The following is a 19,384-nucleotide window of genomic DNA, read 5'->3' as shown; positions in this document are numbered from 1 at the left end:
GCGCGGCGTAAAATCATCGAGGGCCGGTTGCGTTTTAACCTCTGTGTCAGCTTCGGGTGTAAATTGTCCCGATGGACGAAGAACGGCGCAGCAAGACCAGGCACCGCGTACTCAAGGCCGGGACCATCGAGTTCGGCGGCGGCGCGATCGACTGCACCGTCCGCAATTTCTCCGACGCCGGCGCCGCCCTCAATGTCACCAGCCCGATCGGCATTCCCGAGCGCTTCACCTTGGTCATCCCGGTCGATGGCAAGCATCTGTCCTGCACCGTGGTGTGGCGCAAGGAGAAGCAGATCGGGGTGCGGTTCGGATGAGGGGCGCGAGCGCCTGCTCATCCCGTTTCCACCTCACCCAACCGGCTCGCCAAAATCTTGTCGATCCTCCTGCCGTCGAGATCGACCACCTCGATATGCCAGCCGCCGAGGTCAAACGCATCGCCGACATTGGGCAGCACGTTGAATTGCTGCAGCACGAGGCCGGCCACCGTGTTGTAGCGATGATGCGCCGGCAGCTCGATGCCGAGCAGATCACCAAACTCATCGACCGGCATCCAGCCCGAGACGAGCAACGACGAGTCCGCGCGCCTGACATAAGCCGGCTCCGGCGGGCCTTCCTCGGAATGGAAGGCGCCGACGATCGATTCCAGAATATCCGCCGCCGTGACCACACCTTCGAAGGCGCCGTATTCGTCGTAGACGAAACCGATATGAACTGGCGCAGCCCTCAGGATTGCCAACACGTCGCGGGCATCGGCCGACGCGGGGATGCTTGGTGCTTCGCGGACCAGCGCCCGTAAATCAGGCGCGCGCTCGTTCATGTACGCGACCAGCAGGTCCTTCGCCTGCAGCACGCCGATCGGCGTGTCGCGATCACCGTCCGAGACCGGAAAGCGCGAATGCGGACTCTTGGCGATCAGCGCCTGGATCGCTTCCCTGTCGTCGGTCAAATCGATTTCGTCGACCTCGTTGCGCGGCGTCATCACGGCGCCGACCGGGCGGTCGCCGAGCCGCATCACGCCGGCGATCATTTCCTTTTCACCGGGCTCGAGCACGCCGGCGCTCTCGGCCTCGTTGACGAGATGATGGATCTCGTCCTCCGACACTTTCTCCTCGGCCTTGCCGCCGCGGCCGAGCAGCTTGAGGATCAATTTGCCGGAAAGGTCGAGCAGAAACACCAGCGGCAGCGAGAACCGCGCCAGCACGTGCATCGCCGGCGCGACCTTGACCGCGATGCTTTCGGGATCGCGCAGCGCCACCTGCTTCGGCACCAGTTCACCGACGATCAGCGTCGCATAGGTGATGATGGTGACGACGATGCCGACGCCGAGGATGTCCGCAATGCCCGGGGACACGCCGAGCTCGACCAGCCATTGCGTCAGCCGCTGCCCGAGCGTCGCCCCGGAGAAGGCACCCGAGAGCACGCCGACCAGCGTGATGCCGATCTGGACCGTCGAGAGGAACTTTCCGGGATCGGCGGCAAGCGTCAGCGCGCGCTCGGCGCCGCGCACGCCCTTGGCGGCCAGCAGCGATAGCCGCGCCGGGCGCGATGAGACCACGGCGAGCTCCGACATGGACAGCAGGCCGTTGATGACGATCAGGACGACGACGATGATGAGTTCGACAGACAACATTGTGCGCTAGGGGAGAGCCGAGCCCGGCGGACGCCGGACCAAGCCCTTCATATATGAACCCGATGCGCGTTTTGCCCGGCTCCGTCCAGATTGTCGCACCGGGGTGGCGTGGACCTGCGAAAGCCTAGAACTCGGCGTGCAGCCGGCCCGAGAAGATCGAGACCGGGCCACGATCGGCGTTGTAGGCCGGGTTTGCGATCAATTGGTAGTCCGCGGTCAGGGTCACGCCCTTGATCACCGAATAGGCGTAGTACGCCTCCAGGATGCGTTCGGTGCGATAGTTGAGCTGGCCGTCGCCGATCAGGAGGCCCGTACCGCCGGCCGCGAGGAAGTCGCGATGCGAGGCCGACAGGCCGTTGATGGCACCGCCGATGCCCACCGTGTCGTCAGGACGTCCCCAGTGGCTGCCCTTGATCGACAGGCCGCCCGACAGGCTGCGGTCGACGTCGGTGAAGGACAGGATCTGATTGCGACCGTCGTTCCAGCTGGCCCGCGCAAACAGCCCGACGTCATTGACGATCTGCTGCTCGAGATTGACATAGAAACCGTATTTGAGCCGGTCGCGCTGGTTTGCGGTCGCGATGGCGTTGATGTCGAGCGCCGGATTGGCCGCGGCGAGATCCACGACATCGCGGTAGTTCGCCGTGTTGCCACTGTTGGCGAAGACGCCGACACGCAGTTTGCCCGGCTGTTCGAGCAGCGTATGGCGCTCCTCGAACTCGACCACCGAGCCACCGGTCTTGAAGGTCAGCACGTCGCTGTTCGGCGCGTCCGGCACCTGGAACAGGCCGGCGCGGATCGCCCAGTCCTTGCGGTTGAGCTCGACCACGGCGCCGCGGGTGTAGCCGGGCAGGTCGGCCGGGAAGTCGTACGCGGCCGACGCCCACATCGCCCAGTTCATGAAGTCGGCGCGCGGGTCTTTTGCATAGGAGTTGCCGTCGAAGAAGTCGCCGACGGCGAAGCGGCCGACGATCAGCGTGACGCGGTCGATGTCGCGCTTGCCGGCAAGCTGGTTCGGTCCGTCTTCCACTGCTTCCTGCTCGCCGCCGAGCCCGAAGGTTTGCCTTAGGTAATAGCGCTGCGCGCGCATCTTCGGGAATGGTGCGCCCGCCTTCTGCGCTTCGCCGTTGGAGAAGCCGGCAAGACCGAGTGTGCCGTTGATACCAAAACCCTGCGCAAGCTCGGGATTGAAATAGAGCTCGCCGCCGTCCCACAGTCGCGCACCGAGGAATGCCGTCGTGGTCCATGTCGCCTGGAACTGGCCGCCACCGGGCAGGCTCTGCGGGCTCGCATAGGGCGAATGGATCGGCCCGTAGCCTTGCGGCAGCACGGTCGTCTGGGCGTGGACGCTCCAGTCGTCGCTGTCAGGCAGCCTGGGCTTGCCGACCGCCGGCAACCATGGCGTATCGCCGAACTGGTAGTTCAGGCCGAGCTTGAACAGATGGATGCGCGGATCGACGTTGATGCTGCCGAGGCCAAAGCCGCCGAGGTCGTAGGTCTTGCGCGAAAGGTCGACATATTCGTACTCGGCCTTCGCGGTCCAGTTGCCGCTGACGGCGTATTCGAGACCGAGGCCCGCGGTCCATCCGGCCTGATAGTGGCCGACCGGGAACAGCGGCGTGACGCCATCCGCATCATTGATGTTGATGCGTGTATGGCCCCAGGCGACGCCTCCGGTGAGGTAAGGCATGAAGCGGTCGAAGGCATAACCGACGCGGCCGCGCAACGTGCCGACATAGTCGATCGAGGTGTTGAAGGGCGCCGGCGAACGCGCAAGCGCCGGACCGTCGGTCGGCCCCGTGAACGTCGCATCGGCTTCGATGCCGAGCACGACACGGTTGGAGAGTTGTCTGTTGTAGCCGAGCTGATAACCGCCGCCGAAGCCGGTCGCGCTGTGAGGCAGCAGCGCGCCCTGCAGGGGCAGGGGATTGGTGCCCGGTCCCAAACCGGCATCGCCATAGGCAACATGACCGCCGACATAGAAGCCGGTCCAGTCGTAGATAGTCTTCGCGGCGGGCGCCTTCAGCGGCAGATCGGCGGCAAGGCTGGCACCCGGCAGCGCGAGCGCGCCCGAGGCGATCGCCGCGGCCGTCCGCAAATACCTGCAACGGTGACTTCTCAACGTCAAAACGCCCGCCCCCAAGACGCGAATGTAACCCAGCCGCCGCGATATCCCTGCCGATTCGCGGCGATCCTGTCATCAGCGGTCTTGGCTGTTTCCGCAATCGACGGAGATGAACCCGTTTCGACGCGATTTCATCTCCGCCCCGCGATTGCTCAGAGATTATTGCTAATCATTCGCAATAGCAACAGGCCCGGATTTTCGCAAAGAATGGTTCGCACCGTTATGTGACGGTAATGCTACAAATTCCGGGCACTGAAAAAGGATGACCCCGCCCGGGGGGACAGCCGGGCGGGGTCGGGGGCACGACACGGGGTGGATGAGGCGCCCGTGCCGGACGCGGGATCCACTTGAGATCGGCCTCAGATACCCAAATCAGTAGCAGACGCGGACGCTGCCGACGTACTGGCCGAAAGCGTTGTAGCTGGGCTGCCAGCCGCAACGGTGATAGCCGTAATAATAGGGCTGGTTGCTGGCCGCGATCGCGGTGCCGACGATGGCGGCGGTGGCGATGCCGGCGCCGACACCCCAGCCCCAGCCGAACGGCTTGGCTTCCGCCTGAGAGGCGGTGGAGACGATGCTGCCGGTGACGGCGAGGGTCGCGAGAGCGACTGCGGCAATCTTGGTCTTGATCGACATGTGAAATTCCATCCGGGTTGAGGCGGTCCGTCGTGGGCCGCGTGCCCCATTGGACGGAGGTTTGCCGTCTCAGGTTCGAACGCGCTTCCAGCGGCTCGCGGGTGCGTATTTTTCCCGAATGGTTTCAGAGAGATGAGAGTTAACCGAGCGGCCCGTTGGCGAGCCTGCTCACGTCGAACTTATCGACCTCGTCGAGCAGTTCGCAAAAGGCGCGCGCCCCCTGGTCGAGCAGCTTTTCGCCTTTCTCGGCCACGGCGAGCGTCGCGTTGCCGACGGCGCCGCTGGCGTTGAGGTCCTGCGCCTGCCAGGCGAAGGGCGCGGGCCGCTGCGTCGACAGCCAGCGATATTGTTTTTCCATCGCGATGCTGCTCGCGGGAAAATCCGCGATCGCATCCTTGCGTACCTGATCCGGATAGCGCGCCAGCATGATCGAGGTCTCGACCGCGCCGCCATGGATGCCGTGACGCACTTCATCCGCCGGGAACAGTTTGTCAGCACCAGACAGGCGCGACCACGACGTGGTCACCGCGAACAGTTTTTGATGCGCGCGAAGGTCCTGCGCCACCAGCATCATCGCGGCGCTGTTGCCGCCATGGCTGGTGATGATGACGAGCTTCCTGACGCCGCGCCCGGCGACGTCCTCGCCGATCCCGGTCCAGCGCTTCAGCGCCACCGCGGTCGGCAGCGTCTGCGTGCCCGGATAATCGATATGCTCAGTGGAAATGCCGACGGGTTCGACGGGCAGGAAGGTCACTGGGGCCGTGGCGGGCAGCATATCCCGCACGCGCGCCAGATAAGCGTCCGCGATCAACACGTCGGTCTCGTTAGGCAAATGAGGGCCGTGCTGCTCGGTCGCCGCCAGCGGCAGCACCGCGATCCAGCGCGAAATGTCCGCGGGGGCAGCATCGGCCCAGCGGATCTCGGTCCAGTCGCGGGAAGGCGTCATCAAGGTTTCTTTGCCCGAATTTGTCACGTAGTTTGGGGTTATCAGGGGACGCGGACCCGGCCGGTTCGCGTCCTCGAACGTGTTGCGGTTTTATCGCGTTGTCTTCCCATCGGCTAGAAGCGATCGACGGAGTGCATTCATGAGCCTTTCCCATCTGCGGCGAGCGTTAACGGCAGGCTTGCTGGCCTCCGTCGTGTCGATCCTGCCGGCGCGCAGCGAGACCCTGGACAAGGTCACCTTCGGCACCAACTGGGTTGCCGAGGCCGAGCATGGCGGTTTCTTCCAGGCGGTTGCCGACGGCACATACAAGAAGTACGGCCTCGATGTCAGCATCGTTCCGGGCGGCCCGAACGAGAACAACCGGATGCTGCTGATCGCCGGCAAGATCGATTTCTTCATGGCCGCGAACACGCTGATGTCGTTCGATGCGGTCGCCAACAACGTCCCCGTCATCACCATCGCCGCGATGTTCCAGAAGGACCCGCAGGTGCTGCTGTCGCAGCCGGATGCGAAGGTTACCAAGCTCGAGGACCTCAAACCGCTCACGCTGTTCGTCTCCAAGGAAGGCATGACCAGCTACTTCCAGTGGCTGAAGTCCGAATATGGCTTCAGCGAGAAGAACGTCCGGCCCTATAATTTCAATCCGCAGCCCTTCATTGCCAACCCCAAGAGCGCGATGCAGGGCTACGTGACATCCGAGCCCTTCGCGGTGGAGAAGGCCGCGGGCTTCAAGCCCAACGTCATCCTGCTCGCCGATGCCGGCTTCAACACCTATTCGACCTTGATCGAGACCCGACGCGACATGGTCGAGAAGAAGCCTGACCTGGTGCAGCGCTTCGTCGATGCCTCGATCATCGGCTGGTACAACTACATCTACGGCGACAATTCCGCCGGCAATGCGATGATCAAGAAGCTCAATCCGGAGATGACCGACGAGCTGCTCGCCTATTCCGTTGCCAAGATGAAGGACTACGGCATCGTCGATTCCGGCGACAGCCTGAAGAGCGGCATCGGTGCGATGAGCGACGAACGCTACACGTCCTTCTTCGACAAGATGGTGAAGGCCGGCGTCGTGAAAGGCGATCTCGACTTCCGCAAGTCCTACACGCTGCGCTTCGTCAACAAGGGCGTCGGCCTCGAGCTGCGCCCCGCCAAGCCATAACTCATGCCGAGCTTAGACCAAGGTGTGGCGGCATGGCCGACCTCTCCCCCGCGGGGAGAGGTGAGGGACGCGGCCCGACCGAGCCCCGCAACTGCTAGCGCCCAATGGTAGAGAGCAAACCTTCGTCCACGGTCGAGGCCAGCCTGACGGCGCTCGCCGTCAGCCTTCGCGGCGTGACGAAGGTTTATGACAATGGCGTCATGGCGCTCGGTCCTCTCGACCTTGCAGTACGCAAGGGCGAGTTCATCTCCCTGCTCGGTCCCTCCGGCTGCGGCAAGTCGACGGCGCTGCGGCTGATTGCGGGGCTCAGCGCCGCCTCGTCGGGCACGGTGCGGGTGTCGCGGCAGGAGGGCGAGGAGCAGCCGGGCCATGGCATCGGCTTCGTATTCCAAGAGCCGACCCTGATGCCCTGGACCAGTGTGCGAGAAAACGTGCGTCTGCCGCTCAAGCTGGGCGGGATCGCGAAGGCTGAGGGGCGGGCGCGCGCCGATGCCGCGCTCGCCAGCGTCGGGCTTGCCGATTTCGCCGATGCTTTTCCGCGCGAACTCTCCGGCGGCATGAAGATGCGGGTCTCGCTGGCGCGCGCCCTCGTCACCGATCCGGATATCCTCCTGATGGACGAGCCGTTCGCGGCGCTCGACGAGATCACGCGCTTCCGCCTCAACAACGATCTGCTCGTGTTGTGGCGCAGCCTTGGCAAGACCGTCATCTTCGTCACCCATTCAGTGTTCGAATCCGTCTATCTGTCGCAGCGCGTCGTGGTCATGACGGGACGGCCCGGACGCATCCAGGCCGACATCCGTATCGAGACTGTCGAACCGCGTGGCGAGGAGTTTCGCACTTCGGCCGCTTACTCCGATTATTGTCGGAGAGTTTCGGCGGCGCTGGCGCCGTCCTATCAAGGGCAGTCGGTGCTATGAGTACGCAAGCCTCGGTCGCCGTGAAACCGTCAGGCCTGCAACGCGCGGTGCGCTTTGTGCTGCCCTTCATGGTGTTTGTGGCGGGCCTTGCCGTCTGGGAGCTCGTGGTGCGCGTTCGCGAAATCCCGCCTTACGTGCTGCCGGCGCCCTCGGTCATCTTCCTGACGCTGATCAGGGACTGGGTAGTGCTGGCGGAATCGCTCGCCACCACGCTGCTCACGACGCTTGAAGGGTTTGCCGCCGCGAGCATCGGTGGGATCGCGCTGGCCCTGTTGTTCAATCAGTCGAAATGGGTGGAATATTCACTGTTTCCCTATGCCGTCGTGCTCCAGGTGACTCCCGTCATCGCGATCGCGCCGCTGCTGCTGATCTATCTGGAGCAGCAGACCGCCGTCGTCGTCTGTGCCTTCATTGTCGCCTTTTTCCCGGTGCTGTCGAACACCACGCTCGGACTGAATTCGGTCGATCGCAATCTCGCCGGGCTGTTCCAGCTCTACGGCGCCTCGCCACAGCAAACGCTGCGCTTCCTGAAGCTGCCGGCGGCGCTGCCCTATATTCTCGGCGGCCTGCGCATCGCCGGCGGCCTGTCGCTGATCGGCGCCGTCGTGGCCGAGATCGCAGCGGGAACGGCGGGCGCCGGCTCGGGCCTTGCCTACAGGATCGCCGAGTCGGGCTATCGCTTGAACATACCCCGCATGTTCGCAGCGCTGCTTTTGTTGTCGCTGGCCGGGATTGTCATCTATGGGGTGCTGGCGCTAATTTCCCACCTCGTTTTGCGGCGCTGGCATGAGAGCGCGCTTGGAAAGGAAAACTGATGCCTACCGGTTCGATTTCGTCCGAGAAGATCGACCTTCTGATCTATGGGCCGTCACGGCCGATCCTCGAGAACGGGTTTTCCGATCATTTCGTCGTGCACAAGGCCGAGACGCGCGGCGACCTCGAGCGCCTGACGCCGGCGATCCGGGAGAAGATCCGCGGCGTCGCGGTGACCTATCACACCGTTCGCGCCGACAAGGATTCGCTGTCGCAACTGCCGAAGATCGAGATGGTGGCGAGCTTCGGCGTCGGCTACGACCATATCGATGCCAAATACGCCGCCGAGCACAACATCATCGTCACCAACACACCCGACGTGCTGACCGAGGAGGTCGCCGACGTCGCGATGGGCCTGCTGATCTCCACCGTGCGTGAGTTCATCAAGGCCGACCGCTACGTCCGCTCCGGCCTCTGGCAGACGCAGAACTATCCGCTCAGCGTCGGCTCGCTGCGCGACCGCAAGGTCGGCATCGTCGGCATGGGCCGTATCGGTCAGGCCATCGCGCGCCGGCTCGATGCCTCGCTGGTGCCGGTGGTCTATCACACGCGAAACCCGTCAAAGGACGTGCCCTACAAGCACTATCCCGATCTGATCGAGATGGCGAAGGCCGTGGACACGCTCGTCGTGATCGTGCCCGGCGGCGCCTCTACCGAAAAGATGATCAATGCCGACGTGTTCAAGGCGCTTGGGCCCCGCGGCGTGCTGGTCAATGTGGCCCGCGGCTCGGTCGTCGATGAACAGGCTCTGGTCCAGGCGCTGAAATCAGGCACAATTCTCGCCGCCGGCCTCGACGTGTTTGCAGCCGAGCCCAACGTGCCCGATGAGCTCAAGGCCATGCAAAACGTCGTGCTGCTGCCGCATATCGGCTCGGCTTCGGTGGTGACGCGCAATGCCATGGACCAGCTCGTGGTCGACAATCTCAAGTCGTGGTTCTCGGGCAAGGCGCCGCTGACGCCGGTTGCGGAAACGCCGTTCAAGGGGCGCTGATGCAAGTTCTTCGGGTTGTAGCTCTGCTGATCGCGGCCTGTGTCGCCGCCGCGATCGGCGCTGCGCATGCGCAGGACGCGACGACGCTGAAGAAGGAGATGGTCGGGCAGTGGGAACTCTCGACCACCGAACGCAGCAAGACCTGCGTCATCACGATGAAGGGCGACGCCGCTCCTCAGGGCTTCAAGCTCGAGCTCGAGCCGGCCTGCAAGACTGCGCTGCCCTTCACCAAGGATATCGTCGCCTGGAGCCTGAAAGGCCTCGACATCGTTCGCCTGCAGGATGCGACCGGTGAAGCCGTGATCGACTTCACCGAGGTCGAAGCCGGCATTTTCGAAGGCCTGAGGCAGGGCGAGGGCGTTTACATCCTCCAGGACCTCGCTGCGGCCCGCTCGATGGCGAAGTCGATGGACCAGATGATCGGTGACTGGGCGATGGTGCGCGGCAACGGTCAGCCGATCTGCGGGATAACGCTGACCAACACCGAAGCTGATCAGGACAATTTCCAGGTCTTCCTCAAGCCCAAATGCGATGCTGCGATCGCCCAGTTCAACCCGACGCAATGGCGGCTCGAGCGCGGCCAGATCATCCTGATGTCGAAATCAGGCGAGATCTGGCAGTTCGAGGCCGACGACAATGCGCAATGGCGCCGGGTTCCCGATACCGCCGATCCCCTGATCATGCTGCGCCAATAGGCGGTCCGTCCGTTAACTCGTGTGCTCTGCAATTTTTCCGGTAACGGACGCGAGCGCGCGCTGTTGGAACGGCGCGCCTCGGCGCTCTGCGCTCGCGACATCCAGGTTGCCTCTGTCTTGTTGCATGGAAAGATTCATGCAACCATGCATAGAGTGCCATCTTTCGGATCTTCTCGATGCTCAGAGCCATCGTCATTGTCGTCCTCGCCTTTGCCCTGTCCGGTTGCGATGCCATCGCCACCCTGAAGGACGGATTGCAGCAAGCCCAGGCGGTCGAAGGCGATCTCGCCCAGTCGACGGGCGTCAAGCCGCGGGTCGGCTTCAATTGGAATAACGGACGCCTCACTTCGGTGACTGTTCTGTTTCCCGCACTTTATGAGAAGAAGCCCCTGCGTGACCTTGCCGGCCTCGTGCGTGCAGCGGTGACGAAGGAATTCAAGCAGACGCCGGAAGCGATCGTCGTCTCCTTTACCCTGGACAAGGGACCCTCGGTCTGATGCGGGCCGGTGCGAGAGGATCGTCGCAACAGGCTGTCCGCGTGGCGCCAGGGGCGACCCGGTTCGGACTCACACAATTGTTCTGGTCCGGGACCGTCTCGAACGCTATGACTGGCCGCATCACATGGGAGACTTCGAGATGCTTCGACGCCTTGGAATTGCAGCGTGCTTCGCGGTCGCGGTGGCCGTCCCGGTTCATGACGCGATGGCGCAGGACGCCGTCGGCGGCGCCATCCTCGGCGGCGTTGGTGGAGCGATTGTGGGTGGCGCGCTCGGCGGTGGCCGCGGCGCGGCCATCGGTGCGGTCGTCGGCGCCGGCACGGGAGCTGCGATCGCGGCCGAAGGCGAACGCCGCCGCTCCGGTTATTACGCTTATCAGCGCGGCTGCTACATGCAGCGCCCTGACGGCCGCTACGTCCCGGTCGATCCGCGGTACTGCTACTAGATCAAGTGACTGCCGGCGTCTCCAGGGAGGCGCCGGTGCTGGATCTGACGTCGGCCATGCGCGTTGGCTCGGCGAGCCGCCATCCCGAATTGGTGGACTCGCATGAGCATCAGATCGTGCATCGGCCGGTCGCTTGTCGTCGTGATTGCTGCCTGCAGTCTCGCCGGATCCGCCGTTTCGAGCGCCGCGCTTGTTATGCTCGTGCTCGCGGCTTCGATCTGCAGCCATTCAGTCTATGCTCAGGACGGAGCCGCAACCGTCTGGCCGACACGGCAATGGCAAACGTCCACGCCGGAAGAGCAGGGCATGGATTCGGCGGTGCTTGCCAAATTGCTTGATTTCGGCACGACCCGCAGCCTCGACAGCCTCCTGTTGGTCCGGCATGGACGAATCGTGCTGGATGCCTATTACGCCCCGTATACCGCCGACATTCCGCACCGGATAAACTCCGCTACCAAAGCGGTGGTCGGCACGCTGCTGGCGATCGCCCGCAAGGACGGTCTCCTGGATAGCTTCGACCGTCCGATGCTGGATTTCTTTAGCGATCGCGGCATCGCAAATGTTGATGACAGAAAGAAAGCCATAACGATTCAGAACCTGCTCGACATGACCTCAGGCCTCGACTGGAAGGAACCGCTGGACGGGCGCCCCGATACGATGATCGAGATGAGTCGCCAACAGGACTGGACCCAATTCGCTCTTGATCTCCCGATGGCGAGTGCGCCGGGCGACATCTTCAACTATAACAGCGGCGGTGCGCATCTATTGTCCGCAATCATTGCCAGGCTCGCGGGCATGAACACCTTGGACTATGCGAAGGCAAAGCTGTTCGACCCACTCGGGATCAGCGTCTCGAACTGGTGGCGAGATCCCCAGGGCATTCCGATCGGTGGCTTCGGTCTGGCTTTACTGCCCCGCGACATGGCCAAGATCGGCTATCTTTATTTGCGCAACGGTGAGTGGGAGGACAAATCGCTGCTTCCGCTCGACTGGATCGACAAGGTAAGCCACGCCACCGTGAACATGAATATGCCCCGGGCACCAGACCTGCGGTACTCCAACTTGTTCTGGGCGCTTCCCGAGAAGAATGTCTACATCGCGGATGGATATCACTGCCAGCTCATCATGGTGTTGCCCCGGCTGGACATCGTTGCGGTGACGACCGCTAGGGACTTTTGTCCGCTGGGTAGGCTGGCAGATTTGATTGCCGGTGCAGTCAAGTCCGAAACGGCGTTACCGGAGGACGCTGTCGGCGCAAACCTGCTTGCGGAGAAGATTCGTGAGCTATCGACCGAAAGGGCAACGGAGGTTGGGGCTACGCCCGAGATCGCATCGGCAATATCGGGAAAAACCTACAGATTTCCGGCGAATGCGCTCGGTGTGAAATCGTTGTCGCTGACTCTCGTCGATCCAAACCCGCACTATGACCTCCAGGTCTACGCGCGGGGTCGAGGTCAACCGTCACTCCGGTTTAGCGATCCGATTGGGCTTGATGGCTTGTATCGCAAGGGACAGCTAACCGACTCCGGATTGTTTGCGACCAAGGGGAAGTGGTTGAACGACTCGATCTTTGAGATCGAGCGCCAGGCGGTCGGGATGGACGAACTACAGAAATGGACCTTGTCGTTCGACGGCGACAGGCTCAATCTGCGCGGAAAGGACAGGGAAGGCCGCGACGTTTCGGTGGATAGCGAGCCGGGCGGATAGTGAAACCGTCGTGGTTCCGCAACGGGCCTCAAATCAACCGCATCCCCTTCAGGCTCGCATGCCCGTTCTTGCCGACGATGATGTGATCGTGCACGGCAATCCCAAGCGGCTTGGCGATGTCGATAATGGCTTTCGTCATCTGGATGTCGGCCTGCGACGGCGAGGGGTCGCCGCTGGGATGATTGTGCACCAGGATCAGCGCGGTCGCCGACAGCTCCAGCGCGCGCTTGATCACCTCGCGCGGATAGACCGGCGTATGGTCCACCGTGCCGGTCTGCTGCACCTCGTCGGCGATGAGCTGGTTGCGCTTGTCGAGGAAGAGCAGGCGAAACTGCTCCTTGTCCGCGAAGGCCATGCTGGTGCGGCAATAGGCGATCACCTCGTTCCAGGACGACAGCGCATTGCGGCTGTTGACCTCGCCCTTGGCGATGCGGTGCGCGGCGGCCGCGATCAACTTGAGCTGGTTGATCGCGGCTTCGCCGACGCCCTCGATCTCGCGCAACCGCGCCACCGGCGCATGGACGACCTCGGCGAACGAGCCGAAGGTCTTGATCAGCGTCTTGGCCAGCGGCTTGGTGTCGCGTCGCGGCAGCGCCGGAAACAGCGCCATCTCCAATAGCTCGTAGTCGCTGAGCGCCTCGGCGCCGGCGCTGTAGAAGCGCTCGCGCAGCCGCTCACGATGGCCGAGATAATGCGGCGTGTCGTCGGGCTTGCTCTTGTCGGCGTCGGTCTTGGCGGGCATCGGTCCAGCATTGCCGCCGATCGTCACTTTTGCAACCGTCAATTGCGACGGTTTCAGCGGCTCGTCCGCGGGGGGAGCGTGATTACGATCATCCCGGCGAGGATGAGTGCCATTCCTGCCAGAATCGACCAGGTAAAACTCTCGCCGAGCAGGGTGGTGCCGAGCATCACCGCAAAACCTGCCCGCAGATAGCTTCCGCTGGTGGTGCCGAGTGGGCCGAGCGTCCGGATCAGCCGGAAATAGATCACCATCGCGAGCGCAGTGCAAACAATAGCGAGAGCAACGACGGCAGCGATCGCCTGCGCCGGCGGGGGCGCCAGCGTCCAAGGCCGCTCGCGGATCGCGGCCGCCGGCAGCATCAGGATCGCAGCGCAGCTCATTGCTCCTGCCGCCGTTACGATCGCGGGGAGCTTTGCAAACCGCTGGCCCCATATCGGTGCGAGCGCGTAGCAAAGGCTCGCGCCGAGCACGGCCGCCTGTGCCAATGGCGCGGCCGTTCCGATCCCGGACAGCGCATCGACACCCACGGTCGCGGCGACGCCGGCAAGGCCGAGCGCGACGCCGACGATCTTTCGGCCGCTGATCGCCTGTCGCCCGTGCCCGGTCATCAAGGCGATCGCGAGCACGAACATCGGCGGTGTCGCGTTGAGCACGCCGGCGAGGCCGCTCGCGATATGCGTCTCGCCCCAACTGATCAAGGTGAACGGCAGCGCGCTTTGCAACAGTCCTTGCACGAAGAAGGCAGCCCAGACCGATCCACGGCGCGGAAGTGCGTGCCCTTGCGCGGTTCCGATGAGAAGGAGGAGACCCGCCGCGAGCGTCACGCGTACCGCGACCATCGTGAAGGGCGGAATCGTGGGGATTGCCACCTTGATCAGCGTGAACGAACTGCCCCAGATCAGCGACAGCAGCAGCAATAGCCCGATCTCCAGAAACAAGGTGTTTCGTTCCGGTATTGCCGATGGTGCCTGCGTGCTCATGCGAATCTGCTCCGATATGGATCTGCACCATGGTCCGGAGCGGCGACGCAGGCTGGCTGAATTCGGACCTCATCGCCCGATCGAGTCCGATTTCAGCTACTCGGCGGGCTGCGATGAAACTAAGATTTGGCCATGACGAAGGTTTCGGCGCAACGGCAAGCCCTGCCACCACATCTCGACTGGGACACCTGCGACCGGGCGCGTCTGGCGCGCGCCCGCGCTTTCGACGGCCTGTTCTTCTCCGGAGTGCGCTCGACGCGCATCTATTGCCGACCGGTCTGTCCAGTGCGCCCCGCGCGATCGGAGAACGTCACCTTTTACCCGAGCGCGGCTGCCGCAGAGCGCGCCGGCTTTCGCCCATGCCTGCGCTGCCGCCCGGAGACGGCGCCGGGGTCTCCGGCCTGGATGGGAACGGCCACCACCGTGGCGCGCGGAATGCGCCTGATCAATGCCGGCTTTCTGGATCGTGCATCCGCCGCGGAGCTCGCCGAGGCTCTCGGCGTCGGGCCGCGCCATCTGCTGCGTCTGTTCCTGCGTCATGTCGGCGCGAGCCCGAGCGACATTGCGGCGACGCGGCGCGTGCAGGAGGCCAAGCGCCTGATCGATGGGACCGACTTGACCCTCGCGGAAATCGCCTTTGCCGCCGGCTTCGGCAGCGTTCGCCGCTTCAATGACGCCTTTGCCGCGACCTACAAGCGGCCGCCGTCGTCCTTTCGCCGTTCAAAATAGGTGTGCGTGGCGCGATCAGCCGATCTGCTTCTCGCCGTGTCGCTCCGACAGCGTGAAGATCTCGACCCCCGTCGCGGTGACGCCGACCGAGTGCTCGAACTGTGCCGACAGCGAGCGGTCGCGGGTCACCGCGGTCCAGCCGTCCGACAGGATCTTCACATGCGGCTTGCCGAGATTGATCATCGGCTCGATGGTGAAGAACATGCCGGGCTTGAGCAGCACGCCTTCGCCGGGCCGGCCGACATGGATGATGTTCGGCTCGTCGTGAAACATGCGGCCGAGGCCATGGCCGCAGAAATCGCGCACCACGCTCATGCCCTGCGGCTCGACGAAGCTCTGGATGGCGTGGCCGATGTCGCCGGTGGTGGCGCCGGGCTTCACCGCGGCGATGCCGCGCATCATCGCTTCATAGGTCACTTCGATCAGCCGCTCCGCCTTGCGCGCGATCGGGCCGACCGCGTACATCCGGCTGGAATCGCCGTACCAGCCGTCGACGATGAAGGTGACGTCGATGTTGACGATGTCGCCCTCCTTCAGCGGACGGTCGCCGGGCATGCCGTGGCAGACCACGTGGTTGAGCGAGGTGCAGGTCGAGTAGCGATAGCCGCGATACATCAGCGTCGCCGGATAGGCGCCGTGGCTGAAGGCGAACTCGCGGACGAATTCGTCGATGCGGTCGGTCGGCACGCCGGGGCCGACGATGTCGGTGAGCTCGTCGAGGCACTTCGCCACCAAAGCACCCGCCTTGCGCATGCCGGCAAAGGCGTTCGGCCCATGCAGCTTGATCTGTCCGGTCTTGCGCAGGGAGGTCTCGGTGGCTTCGACGTAGCTCATGCGGGTCTGGTTCTTCTGGCTCGGGCGCGATTTGGGCGAAGGGCTTGATTTCAGGCCCAATTTAATGATTGCGGGCCTTCGTGCAAGCTTGGCCACGGCGTTTTTGGGCGAAACGGGCACCGGGTCGCGCGAACAAAACGCGTCAAAGGAAGAATCCTGGCGGCCATGCGCCCGAAAGCGGTCTCAATTCGGGACTTCTACGGTGGTTTCGACCGGCAGTGCGCCGCCGCGAACGCGGATTTCGCGGACCGGGTAGGGAACCCGGATGCCCTCGCGCTTGAAGGCGTCCCACAACGCCAGCATCACGTCGCTCTTGACGTTGTCCATGCCGTCGGGGTCCGCGAGCCAGAAGGTCAGCGAGAACTTCATGCCGGCCTCGGCGAACTCGGTCAGGATGCAGTTCGGCGGCTTGGCTTTCTGGGCGCGCGGATGGGTGGCGGCGGTTTCGATCGCGAGCTTGCAGACGATGCGGGGATCGGCATCGTAATTGGTGCCGAAGGGAATCTTCACCAGCGTGTTCTTGTCGGTGTAGGTCCAGTTGACGACCTTCTGCGTCACAAGGTCCTCGTTCGGCACCAGGAATTCACGGCCATCGCCGGCAGCCACCGAAATATAGCGCGTCTTCATCGCGCTGATGCGTCCGGTATTGTCTCCGATGGTCACGAGGTCGCCCGGCTTCACCGATTTGTCGGCGAGCAGGATGATGCCGGAGATGAAGTTGGCGACGATCTTCTGCAGGCCGATGCCGATACCGACGCCGACCGCGCCGGAGAACACCGCGAGTGCCGACAGGTCGATACCGACCGCGCCGAGCGCGATCACGACGGCAATGACGAGCAGCCCGATGCGGATGATCTTGATCAGCAGCACCTGGATCGACGGCGTCAGATCGGTCGCCGAGTTGATCTTGCTTTCGGCGAAATTGCTGGCGATGTTGGTCAGCCAAAGCGCGATGAGCAGCAGCGCGCCGGCCTTGATCACCAGCAGCGGCGTCAGTCGCAACCCGCCGAGCACGACCGCATAGGAGTCGAGCAGATCGACGGTCGAATCGAGCTGGCCGATGATCGACAATGCGGCGATGAACCATGCGGTGATGGACACCAGCTTGACGATGAAGGCGTTGCGCAGCACCGAGGTGACGAGGCGGATCGCGAGCCAGGCCAGCCCCAGCTTGGCGGCGACCATGAGCAGATAGGAGCGGCTCGGCCAGGTTGCGTGATACATCACGATGCGTGAGACGATCACGAGCAGCGTAAACACCGCGGTGGAGGCGCTCGAAACCATGACGCGGGCGAAATGGCGAAGCGGCAGCGGCCAGCGCTTCGCGAGCGACTTCATGTCGACGCGGCCGCGAATGCCGGTCTCCGCCGCATATGCAATCCCGGCGGCCGCCAGAATGAGACCAAATTGCAGGTAGAACCAGGGCGAGGAGATCTCAGCTCCGACGCTGCGCGCAGTCGTCTGCACGAACTCCATGAGGTCTTTGAGGTCCATGTCCATCTGATGGTCTCGGGCAAGCGGTCGGGCGGTTTTGATTCGAAGGCACGCAGAATCCCACATGGGCTGCGGCCGGGCCATCGATACACCGCGAAGTGAAGCGCGTTAAGGCCGCAAAATACGGGCAGATTGCCGCGCGTGCGAGAAAATGGGTTGGCGCAGGAGTGTGGCGACGATAAGGATGCAATTCCAGATATTTGTGCCCGGAAGGTGGATGGCCTCCCTCGACTCTTTCAGTATCGCCATTCTGCTCGGCGCCGCCCTTGTCATGGCCGGTATCCTGTCGAGCCTGCTCGCGCTGCGCTTCGGCGCGCCGCTGCTGCTGGTCTTCCTCGCGATCGGCATGCTCGCGGGAGATGCGGGCCCCGGCCAGCTCCAGTTCAATGACGTCGGCACCACCTATCTGGTCGGCTCGGTGGCGCTTGCGCTGATCCTGTTCGACGGCGGCCTGAAGACGCGCTTTGCCAGCATCCGCACCGTGCTCGCGCCTTCCGTGGTGCTCGCGACCGTCGGCGTGCTGCTGACCGCGCTGATCACGGCACCGTTTGCGAAATACGCGCTCGACCTCAACTGGACGGAGTCGCTGCTGGTCGGCGCGGTGGTCGCGTCCACCGACGCGGCTGCGGTGTTCCTGCTGGTGCACACCCAGGGCCTGCGCCTGCGCCCGCGCGTCGGCGCGACGCTGGAAGCCGAGTCCGGCACCAACGATCCCTTCGCGATCTTCCTCACGCTCATGCTGGTCGAGTACATCTCGCTGGGCTCGAGCACGCCCGGCCACGTCGTGATGGAGTTCGTCCAGGAAGCGTTGCTTGGTGCCGTCGTCGGCGTGATCGGCGGCCGTCTCGTCGTCATCGGGCTCAACAAGGTCGCGTTGCCGCAGGGCCTTCACGCGCCGTTCGTGACCACGGCCGCGCTGGTCATCTTCGGCGGCTCGCAGATCATGCACGCCTCGGGCTTTCTGGCCGTCTATCTCGCCGGCATCATCATCGGCAACCGGCCGACGCGCGCGCATAATTCGGTGGTGGCGTTTCTCGACGCCGCGACCTGGCTTGCGCAGATCGTGATGTTCGTGCTGCTCGGCCTTCTGGTGTCGCCGAACCGTCTGGGCTCCAGCGTCCTGCCGGCGATCGGCGTCGCCTTTGTCCTGATGCTGGTCGCGCGTCCGATTGCGGTGTTCGTGTGCCTGGCGCCGTTCCGTTTCAACTGGCGCGAAAAGATCTTCATCGCCTGGACGGGCCTGCGCGGCGCGGTCGCGATCTTCCTGGCATCGATCCCGATGCTGGTCGGCCTGTCGAAGGCCTATCTCTATTTCGACGTCGCCTTCGTCGTCGTGATCATTTCGCTGCTGCTGCAGGGCTGGACGCTCGCGCCGGCCGCGCGCAAGCTGCACGTGGCGCTGCCGCGCATGGAGCGCGGTCCCCGCCGCATCGAGCTGGATCTGCCCGGCCAGCTCGAGCAGCAGCTGGTCGGCTATGCGGTGCGGCCCAAGAGCCTCTATTTCCGCCGCGGCCTGATCCCGTCCTGGTCGAAGCCGACGCTGGTGATCCGCAAAGAGAGCATCCTGACGCCTGTTGAAGCCGAGCCGATTGCGCCCGGCGACTACATCTATCTGCTGGCCCCGCCTGAGAAGGCCGAGGCGCTCGATCGCTTCTTCGTCGACATGCAGCCGAGCACGGCGCCCGATCCGCATCTGCTCGGCGATTTCATGGTCTCCGGCGAGCACACGCTCGCCGAGCTCGCCGAAATCTACGGCGTGAAGGTCGGCGAGGACGAAGGCAAGCTCACGCTGGCCGATTATTTCGACGTCCATCTCGATCGCGCGCCGAAGGAAGGCGCCGAGCTGCCGCTCGACGAAATCGTGCTCGTCGCGCGCAGCATCTCCGGCGGCCGCGTCAACCTCGTTGGCCTGCGTCTGCCGGAAGACGACGAGACGCCGGCCCCGCCGACGCGCAGCCAGGCGCTGCGGAAGAAGCTCGCGGAGATCTGGACGTCCGTGGCGGGGGTTTGAGCTCGACTGCCTCCAGACGTCGTCCCG

At 63.9% G+C, this 19,384-nt stretch carries 19 protein-coding genes; 11 read left to right on the top strand and 8 right to left on the bottom strand.

Translation table 11 applies throughout. The features are described 5' to 3' along the window. Positions 1-71 precede the first annotated feature (71 nt). Positions 72-314 (top strand): PilZ domain-containing protein, encoded by a 243-nt coding sequence (locus JQ621_RS20545; protein WP_212236485.1) that lies wholly within the window; start codon positions 72-74, stop codon positions 312-314. Between the two features lie 17 nt (positions 315-331). Here the strand turns inward: JQ621_RS20545 and JQ621_RS20540 are convergent, their stop codons facing one another. From JQ621_RS20540 to JQ621_RS20525, 4 genes are all read right to left on the bottom strand, one after another. Further along, positions 332-1,630 carry a hemolysin family protein gene (locus tag JQ621_RS20540; protein WP_212236484.1) on the bottom strand — a complete coding sequence of 433 codons (1,299 nt, stop codon included), beginning with the start codon at positions 1,628-1,630 and terminating at the stop codon, positions 332-334. Between the two features lie 124 nt (positions 1,631-1,754). Further along, positions 1,755-3,758 (bottom strand): carbohydrate porin, encoded by a 2,004-nt coding sequence (locus JQ621_RS20535; protein WP_409334236.1) that lies wholly within the window; start codon positions 3,756-3,758, stop codon positions 1,755-1,757. A gap of 369 nt (positions 3,759-4,127) precedes the next feature. Next, complete coding sequence (locus tag JQ621_RS20530; protein ID WP_212236482.1) at positions 4,128-4,391, bottom strand: hypothetical protein; 264 nt, start codon at positions 4,389-4,391, stop codon at positions 4,128-4,130. A gap of 139 nt (positions 4,392-4,530) precedes the next feature. Then, the gene (locus JQ621_RS20525) at positions 4,531-5,337 is read right to left on the bottom strand and encodes a creatininase family protein (protein WP_212236481.1); all 807 of its coding nucleotides are present in this window, start codon (positions 5,335-5,337) and stop codon (positions 4,531-4,533) included. Between the two features lie 139 nt (positions 5,338-5,476). Between JQ621_RS20525 and JQ621_RS20520 the strand changes: the two genes are divergently transcribed. The 8 genes from JQ621_RS20520 (at position 5,477) to JQ621_RS20485 (ending at position 12,567) form a co-directional block, all read left to right on the top strand. After that, positions 5,477-6,499: an ABC transporter substrate-binding protein gene (locus tag JQ621_RS20520; RefSeq protein ID WP_212236480.1), complete on the top strand. Its 1,023-nt coding sequence runs from the start codon at positions 5,477-5,479 to the stop codon at positions 6,497-6,499. Positions 6,500-6,603: 104 nt separating this feature from the next. After that, positions 6,604-7,419 (top strand): ABC transporter ATP-binding protein, encoded by an 816-nt coding sequence (locus JQ621_RS20515; RefSeq protein WP_212236479.1) that lies wholly within the window; start codon positions 6,604-6,606, stop codon positions 7,417-7,419. Further along, positions 7,416-8,234 carry an ABC transporter permease gene (locus JQ621_RS20510; protein ID WP_212236478.1) on the top strand — a complete coding sequence of 273 codons (819 nt, stop codon included), beginning with the start codon at positions 7,416-7,418 and terminating at the stop codon, positions 8,232-8,234. The genes JQ621_RS20515 and JQ621_RS20510 overlap by 4 nt, the downstream gene beginning before the upstream one ends. Beyond that, positions 8,234-9,223: a 2-hydroxyacid dehydrogenase gene (locus JQ621_RS20505; RefSeq protein ID WP_212236477.1), complete on the top strand. Its 990-nt coding sequence runs from the start codon at positions 8,234-8,236 to the stop codon at positions 9,221-9,223. The genes JQ621_RS20510 and JQ621_RS20505 overlap by 1 nt, the downstream gene beginning before the upstream one ends. Continuing rightward, positions 9,223-9,918, top strand: a complete 696-nt coding sequence (locus JQ621_RS20500) for an AprI/Inh family metalloprotease inhibitor (RefSeq protein ID WP_212236476.1) — start codon at positions 9,223-9,225, stop codon at positions 9,916-9,918. The genes JQ621_RS20505 and JQ621_RS20500 overlap by 1 nt, the downstream gene beginning before the upstream one ends. A gap of 176 nt (positions 9,919-10,094) precedes the next feature. After that, positions 10,095-10,415: a hypothetical protein gene (locus JQ621_RS20495; protein WP_212236475.1), complete on the top strand. Its 321-nt coding sequence runs from the start codon at positions 10,095-10,097 to the stop codon at positions 10,413-10,415. 139 nt (positions 10,416-10,554) lie between these two features. Continuing rightward, a complete protein-coding gene (locus JQ621_RS20490) occupies positions 10,555-10,860 on the top strand; it encodes a hypothetical protein (RefSeq protein WP_212236474.1) in 306 nt (101 codons plus the stop codon). Positions 10,861-10,962: 102 nt separating this feature from the next. Further along, on the top strand, positions 10,963-12,567 hold the full coding sequence (locus JQ621_RS20485) for a serine hydrolase domain-containing protein (RefSeq protein WP_249125417.1): 1,605 nt from the start codon (positions 10,963-10,965) through the stop codon (positions 12,565-12,567). A 28-nt stretch (positions 12,568-12,595) separates the two neighbouring features. Here the strand turns inward: JQ621_RS20485 and radC are convergent, their stop codons facing one another. Continuing rightward, positions 12,596-13,309: a RadC family protein gene (radC, locus tag JQ621_RS20480; RefSeq protein WP_212236622.1), complete on the bottom strand. Its 714-nt coding sequence runs from the start codon at positions 13,307-13,309 to the stop codon at positions 12,596-12,598. Between the two features lie 53 nt (positions 13,310-13,362). Continuing rightward, complete coding sequence (locus tag JQ621_RS20475; protein WP_212236473.1) at positions 13,363-14,289, bottom strand: DMT family transporter; 927 nt, start codon at positions 14,287-14,289, stop codon at positions 13,363-13,365. 132 nt (positions 14,290-14,421) lie between these two features. Here JQ621_RS20475 and JQ621_RS20470 point away from each other — a divergent pair, with 132 nt between their 5' ends. Then, positions 14,422-15,018, top strand: a complete 597-nt coding sequence (locus tag JQ621_RS20470) for a bifunctional transcriptional activator/DNA repair enzyme AdaA (protein WP_212236472.1) — start codon at positions 14,422-14,424, stop codon at positions 15,016-15,018. A 15-nt stretch (positions 15,019-15,033) separates the two neighbouring features. On the opposite strand, the gene map is transcribed toward JQ621_RS20470, so the two are convergent. Then, positions 15,034-15,852, bottom strand: coding sequence for a type I methionyl aminopeptidase (map, locus tag JQ621_RS20465; protein ID WP_212236471.1), 819 nt, complete (start codon positions 15,850-15,852; stop codon positions 15,034-15,036). A 183-nt stretch (positions 15,853-16,035) separates the two neighbouring features. After that, the gene (locus tag JQ621_RS20460; RefSeq protein ID WP_212236470.1) at positions 16,036-17,352 is read right to left on the bottom strand and encodes a mechanosensitive ion channel family protein; all 1,317 of its coding nucleotides are present in this window, start codon (positions 17,350-17,352) and stop codon (positions 16,036-16,038) included. 211 nt (positions 17,353-17,563) lie between these two features. Here JQ621_RS20460 and JQ621_RS20455 point away from each other — a divergent pair, with 211 nt between their 5' ends. Beyond that, positions 17,564-19,357: a potassium/proton antiporter gene (locus tag JQ621_RS20455; protein WP_212236469.1), complete on the top strand. Its 1,794-nt coding sequence runs from the start codon at positions 17,564-17,566 to the stop codon at positions 19,355-19,357. Positions 19,358-19,384 lie beyond the last annotated feature (27 nt).

The sequence above is a fragment of the Bradyrhizobium manausense genome (genome assembly GCF_018129685.1).
In the GTDB taxonomy this organism is placed as follows: Bacteria; Pseudomonadota; Alphaproteobacteria; order Rhizobiales; family Xanthobacteraceae; genus Bradyrhizobium; species Bradyrhizobium manausense_D.
This window is presented reverse-complemented; position numbering and strand designations above follow the sequence as displayed.

Excerpts from the sequence above, each read along its gene's own strand:
- JQ621_RS20545 (WP_212236485.1), top strand. The coding sequence starts at position 72 with ATGGACGAAGAACGGCGCAGCAAGACCAGGCACCGCGTACTCAAGGCC.
- JQ621_RS20540 (WP_212236484.1), bottom strand. The coding sequence starts at position 1,630 with ATGTTGTCTGTCGAACTCATCATCGTCGTCGTCCTGATCGTCATCAAC.
- JQ621_RS20530 (WP_212236482.1), bottom strand. The coding sequence starts at position 4,391 with ATGTCGATCAAGACCAAGATTGCCGCAGTCGCTCTCGCGACCCTCGCC.
- JQ621_RS20525 (WP_212236481.1), bottom strand. The coding sequence starts at position 5,337 with ATGACGCCTTCCCGCGACTGGACCGAGATCCGCTGGGCCGATGCTGCC.
- JQ621_RS20520 (WP_212236480.1), top strand. The coding sequence starts at position 5,477 with ATGAGCCTTTCCCATCTGCGGCGAGCGTTAACGGCAGGCTTGCTGGCC.
- JQ621_RS20515 (WP_212236479.1), top strand. The coding sequence starts at position 6,604 with ATGGTAGAGAGCAAACCTTCGTCCACGGTCGAGGCCAGCCTGACGGCG.
- JQ621_RS20510 (WP_212236478.1), top strand. The coding sequence starts at position 7,416 with ATGAGTACGCAAGCCTCGGTCGCCGTGAAACCGTCAGGCCTGCAACGC.
- JQ621_RS20505 (WP_212236477.1), top strand. The coding sequence starts at position 8,234 with ATGCCTACCGGTTCGATTTCGTCCGAGAAGATCGACCTTCTGATCTAT.
- JQ621_RS20500 (WP_212236476.1), top strand. The coding sequence starts at position 9,223 with ATGCAAGTTCTTCGGGTTGTAGCTCTGCTGATCGCGGCCTGTGTCGCC.
- JQ621_RS20495 (WP_212236475.1), top strand. The coding sequence starts at position 10,095 with ATGCTCAGAGCCATCGTCATTGTCGTCCTCGCCTTTGCCCTGTCCGGT.
- JQ621_RS20490 (WP_212236474.1), top strand. The coding sequence starts at position 10,555 with ATGCTTCGACGCCTTGGAATTGCAGCGTGCTTCGCGGTCGCGGTGGCC.
- JQ621_RS20485 (WP_249125417.1), top strand. The coding sequence starts at position 10,963 with ATGAGCATCAGATCGTGCATCGGCCGGTCGCTTGTCGTCGTGATTGCT.
- radC (WP_212236622.1), bottom strand. The coding sequence starts at position 13,309 with ATGCCCGCCAAGACCGACGCCGACAAGAGCAAGCCCGACGACACGCCG.
- JQ621_RS20475 (WP_212236473.1), bottom strand. The coding sequence starts at position 14,289 with ATGAGCACGCAGGCACCATCGGCAATACCGGAACGAAACACCTTGTTT.
- JQ621_RS20470 (WP_212236472.1), top strand. The coding sequence starts at position 14,422 with ATGACGAAGGTTTCGGCGCAACGGCAAGCCCTGCCACCACATCTCGAC.
- map (WP_212236471.1), bottom strand. The coding sequence starts at position 15,852 with ATGAGCTACGTCGAAGCCACCGAGACCTCCCTGCGCAAGACCGGACAG.
- JQ621_RS20460 (WP_212236470.1), bottom strand. The coding sequence starts at position 17,352 with ATGGACATGGACCTCAAAGACCTCATGGAGTTCGTGCAGACGACTGCG.
- JQ621_RS20455 (WP_212236469.1), top strand. The coding sequence starts at position 17,564 with ATGGCCTCCCTCGACTCTTTCAGTATCGCCATTCTGCTCGGCGCCGCC.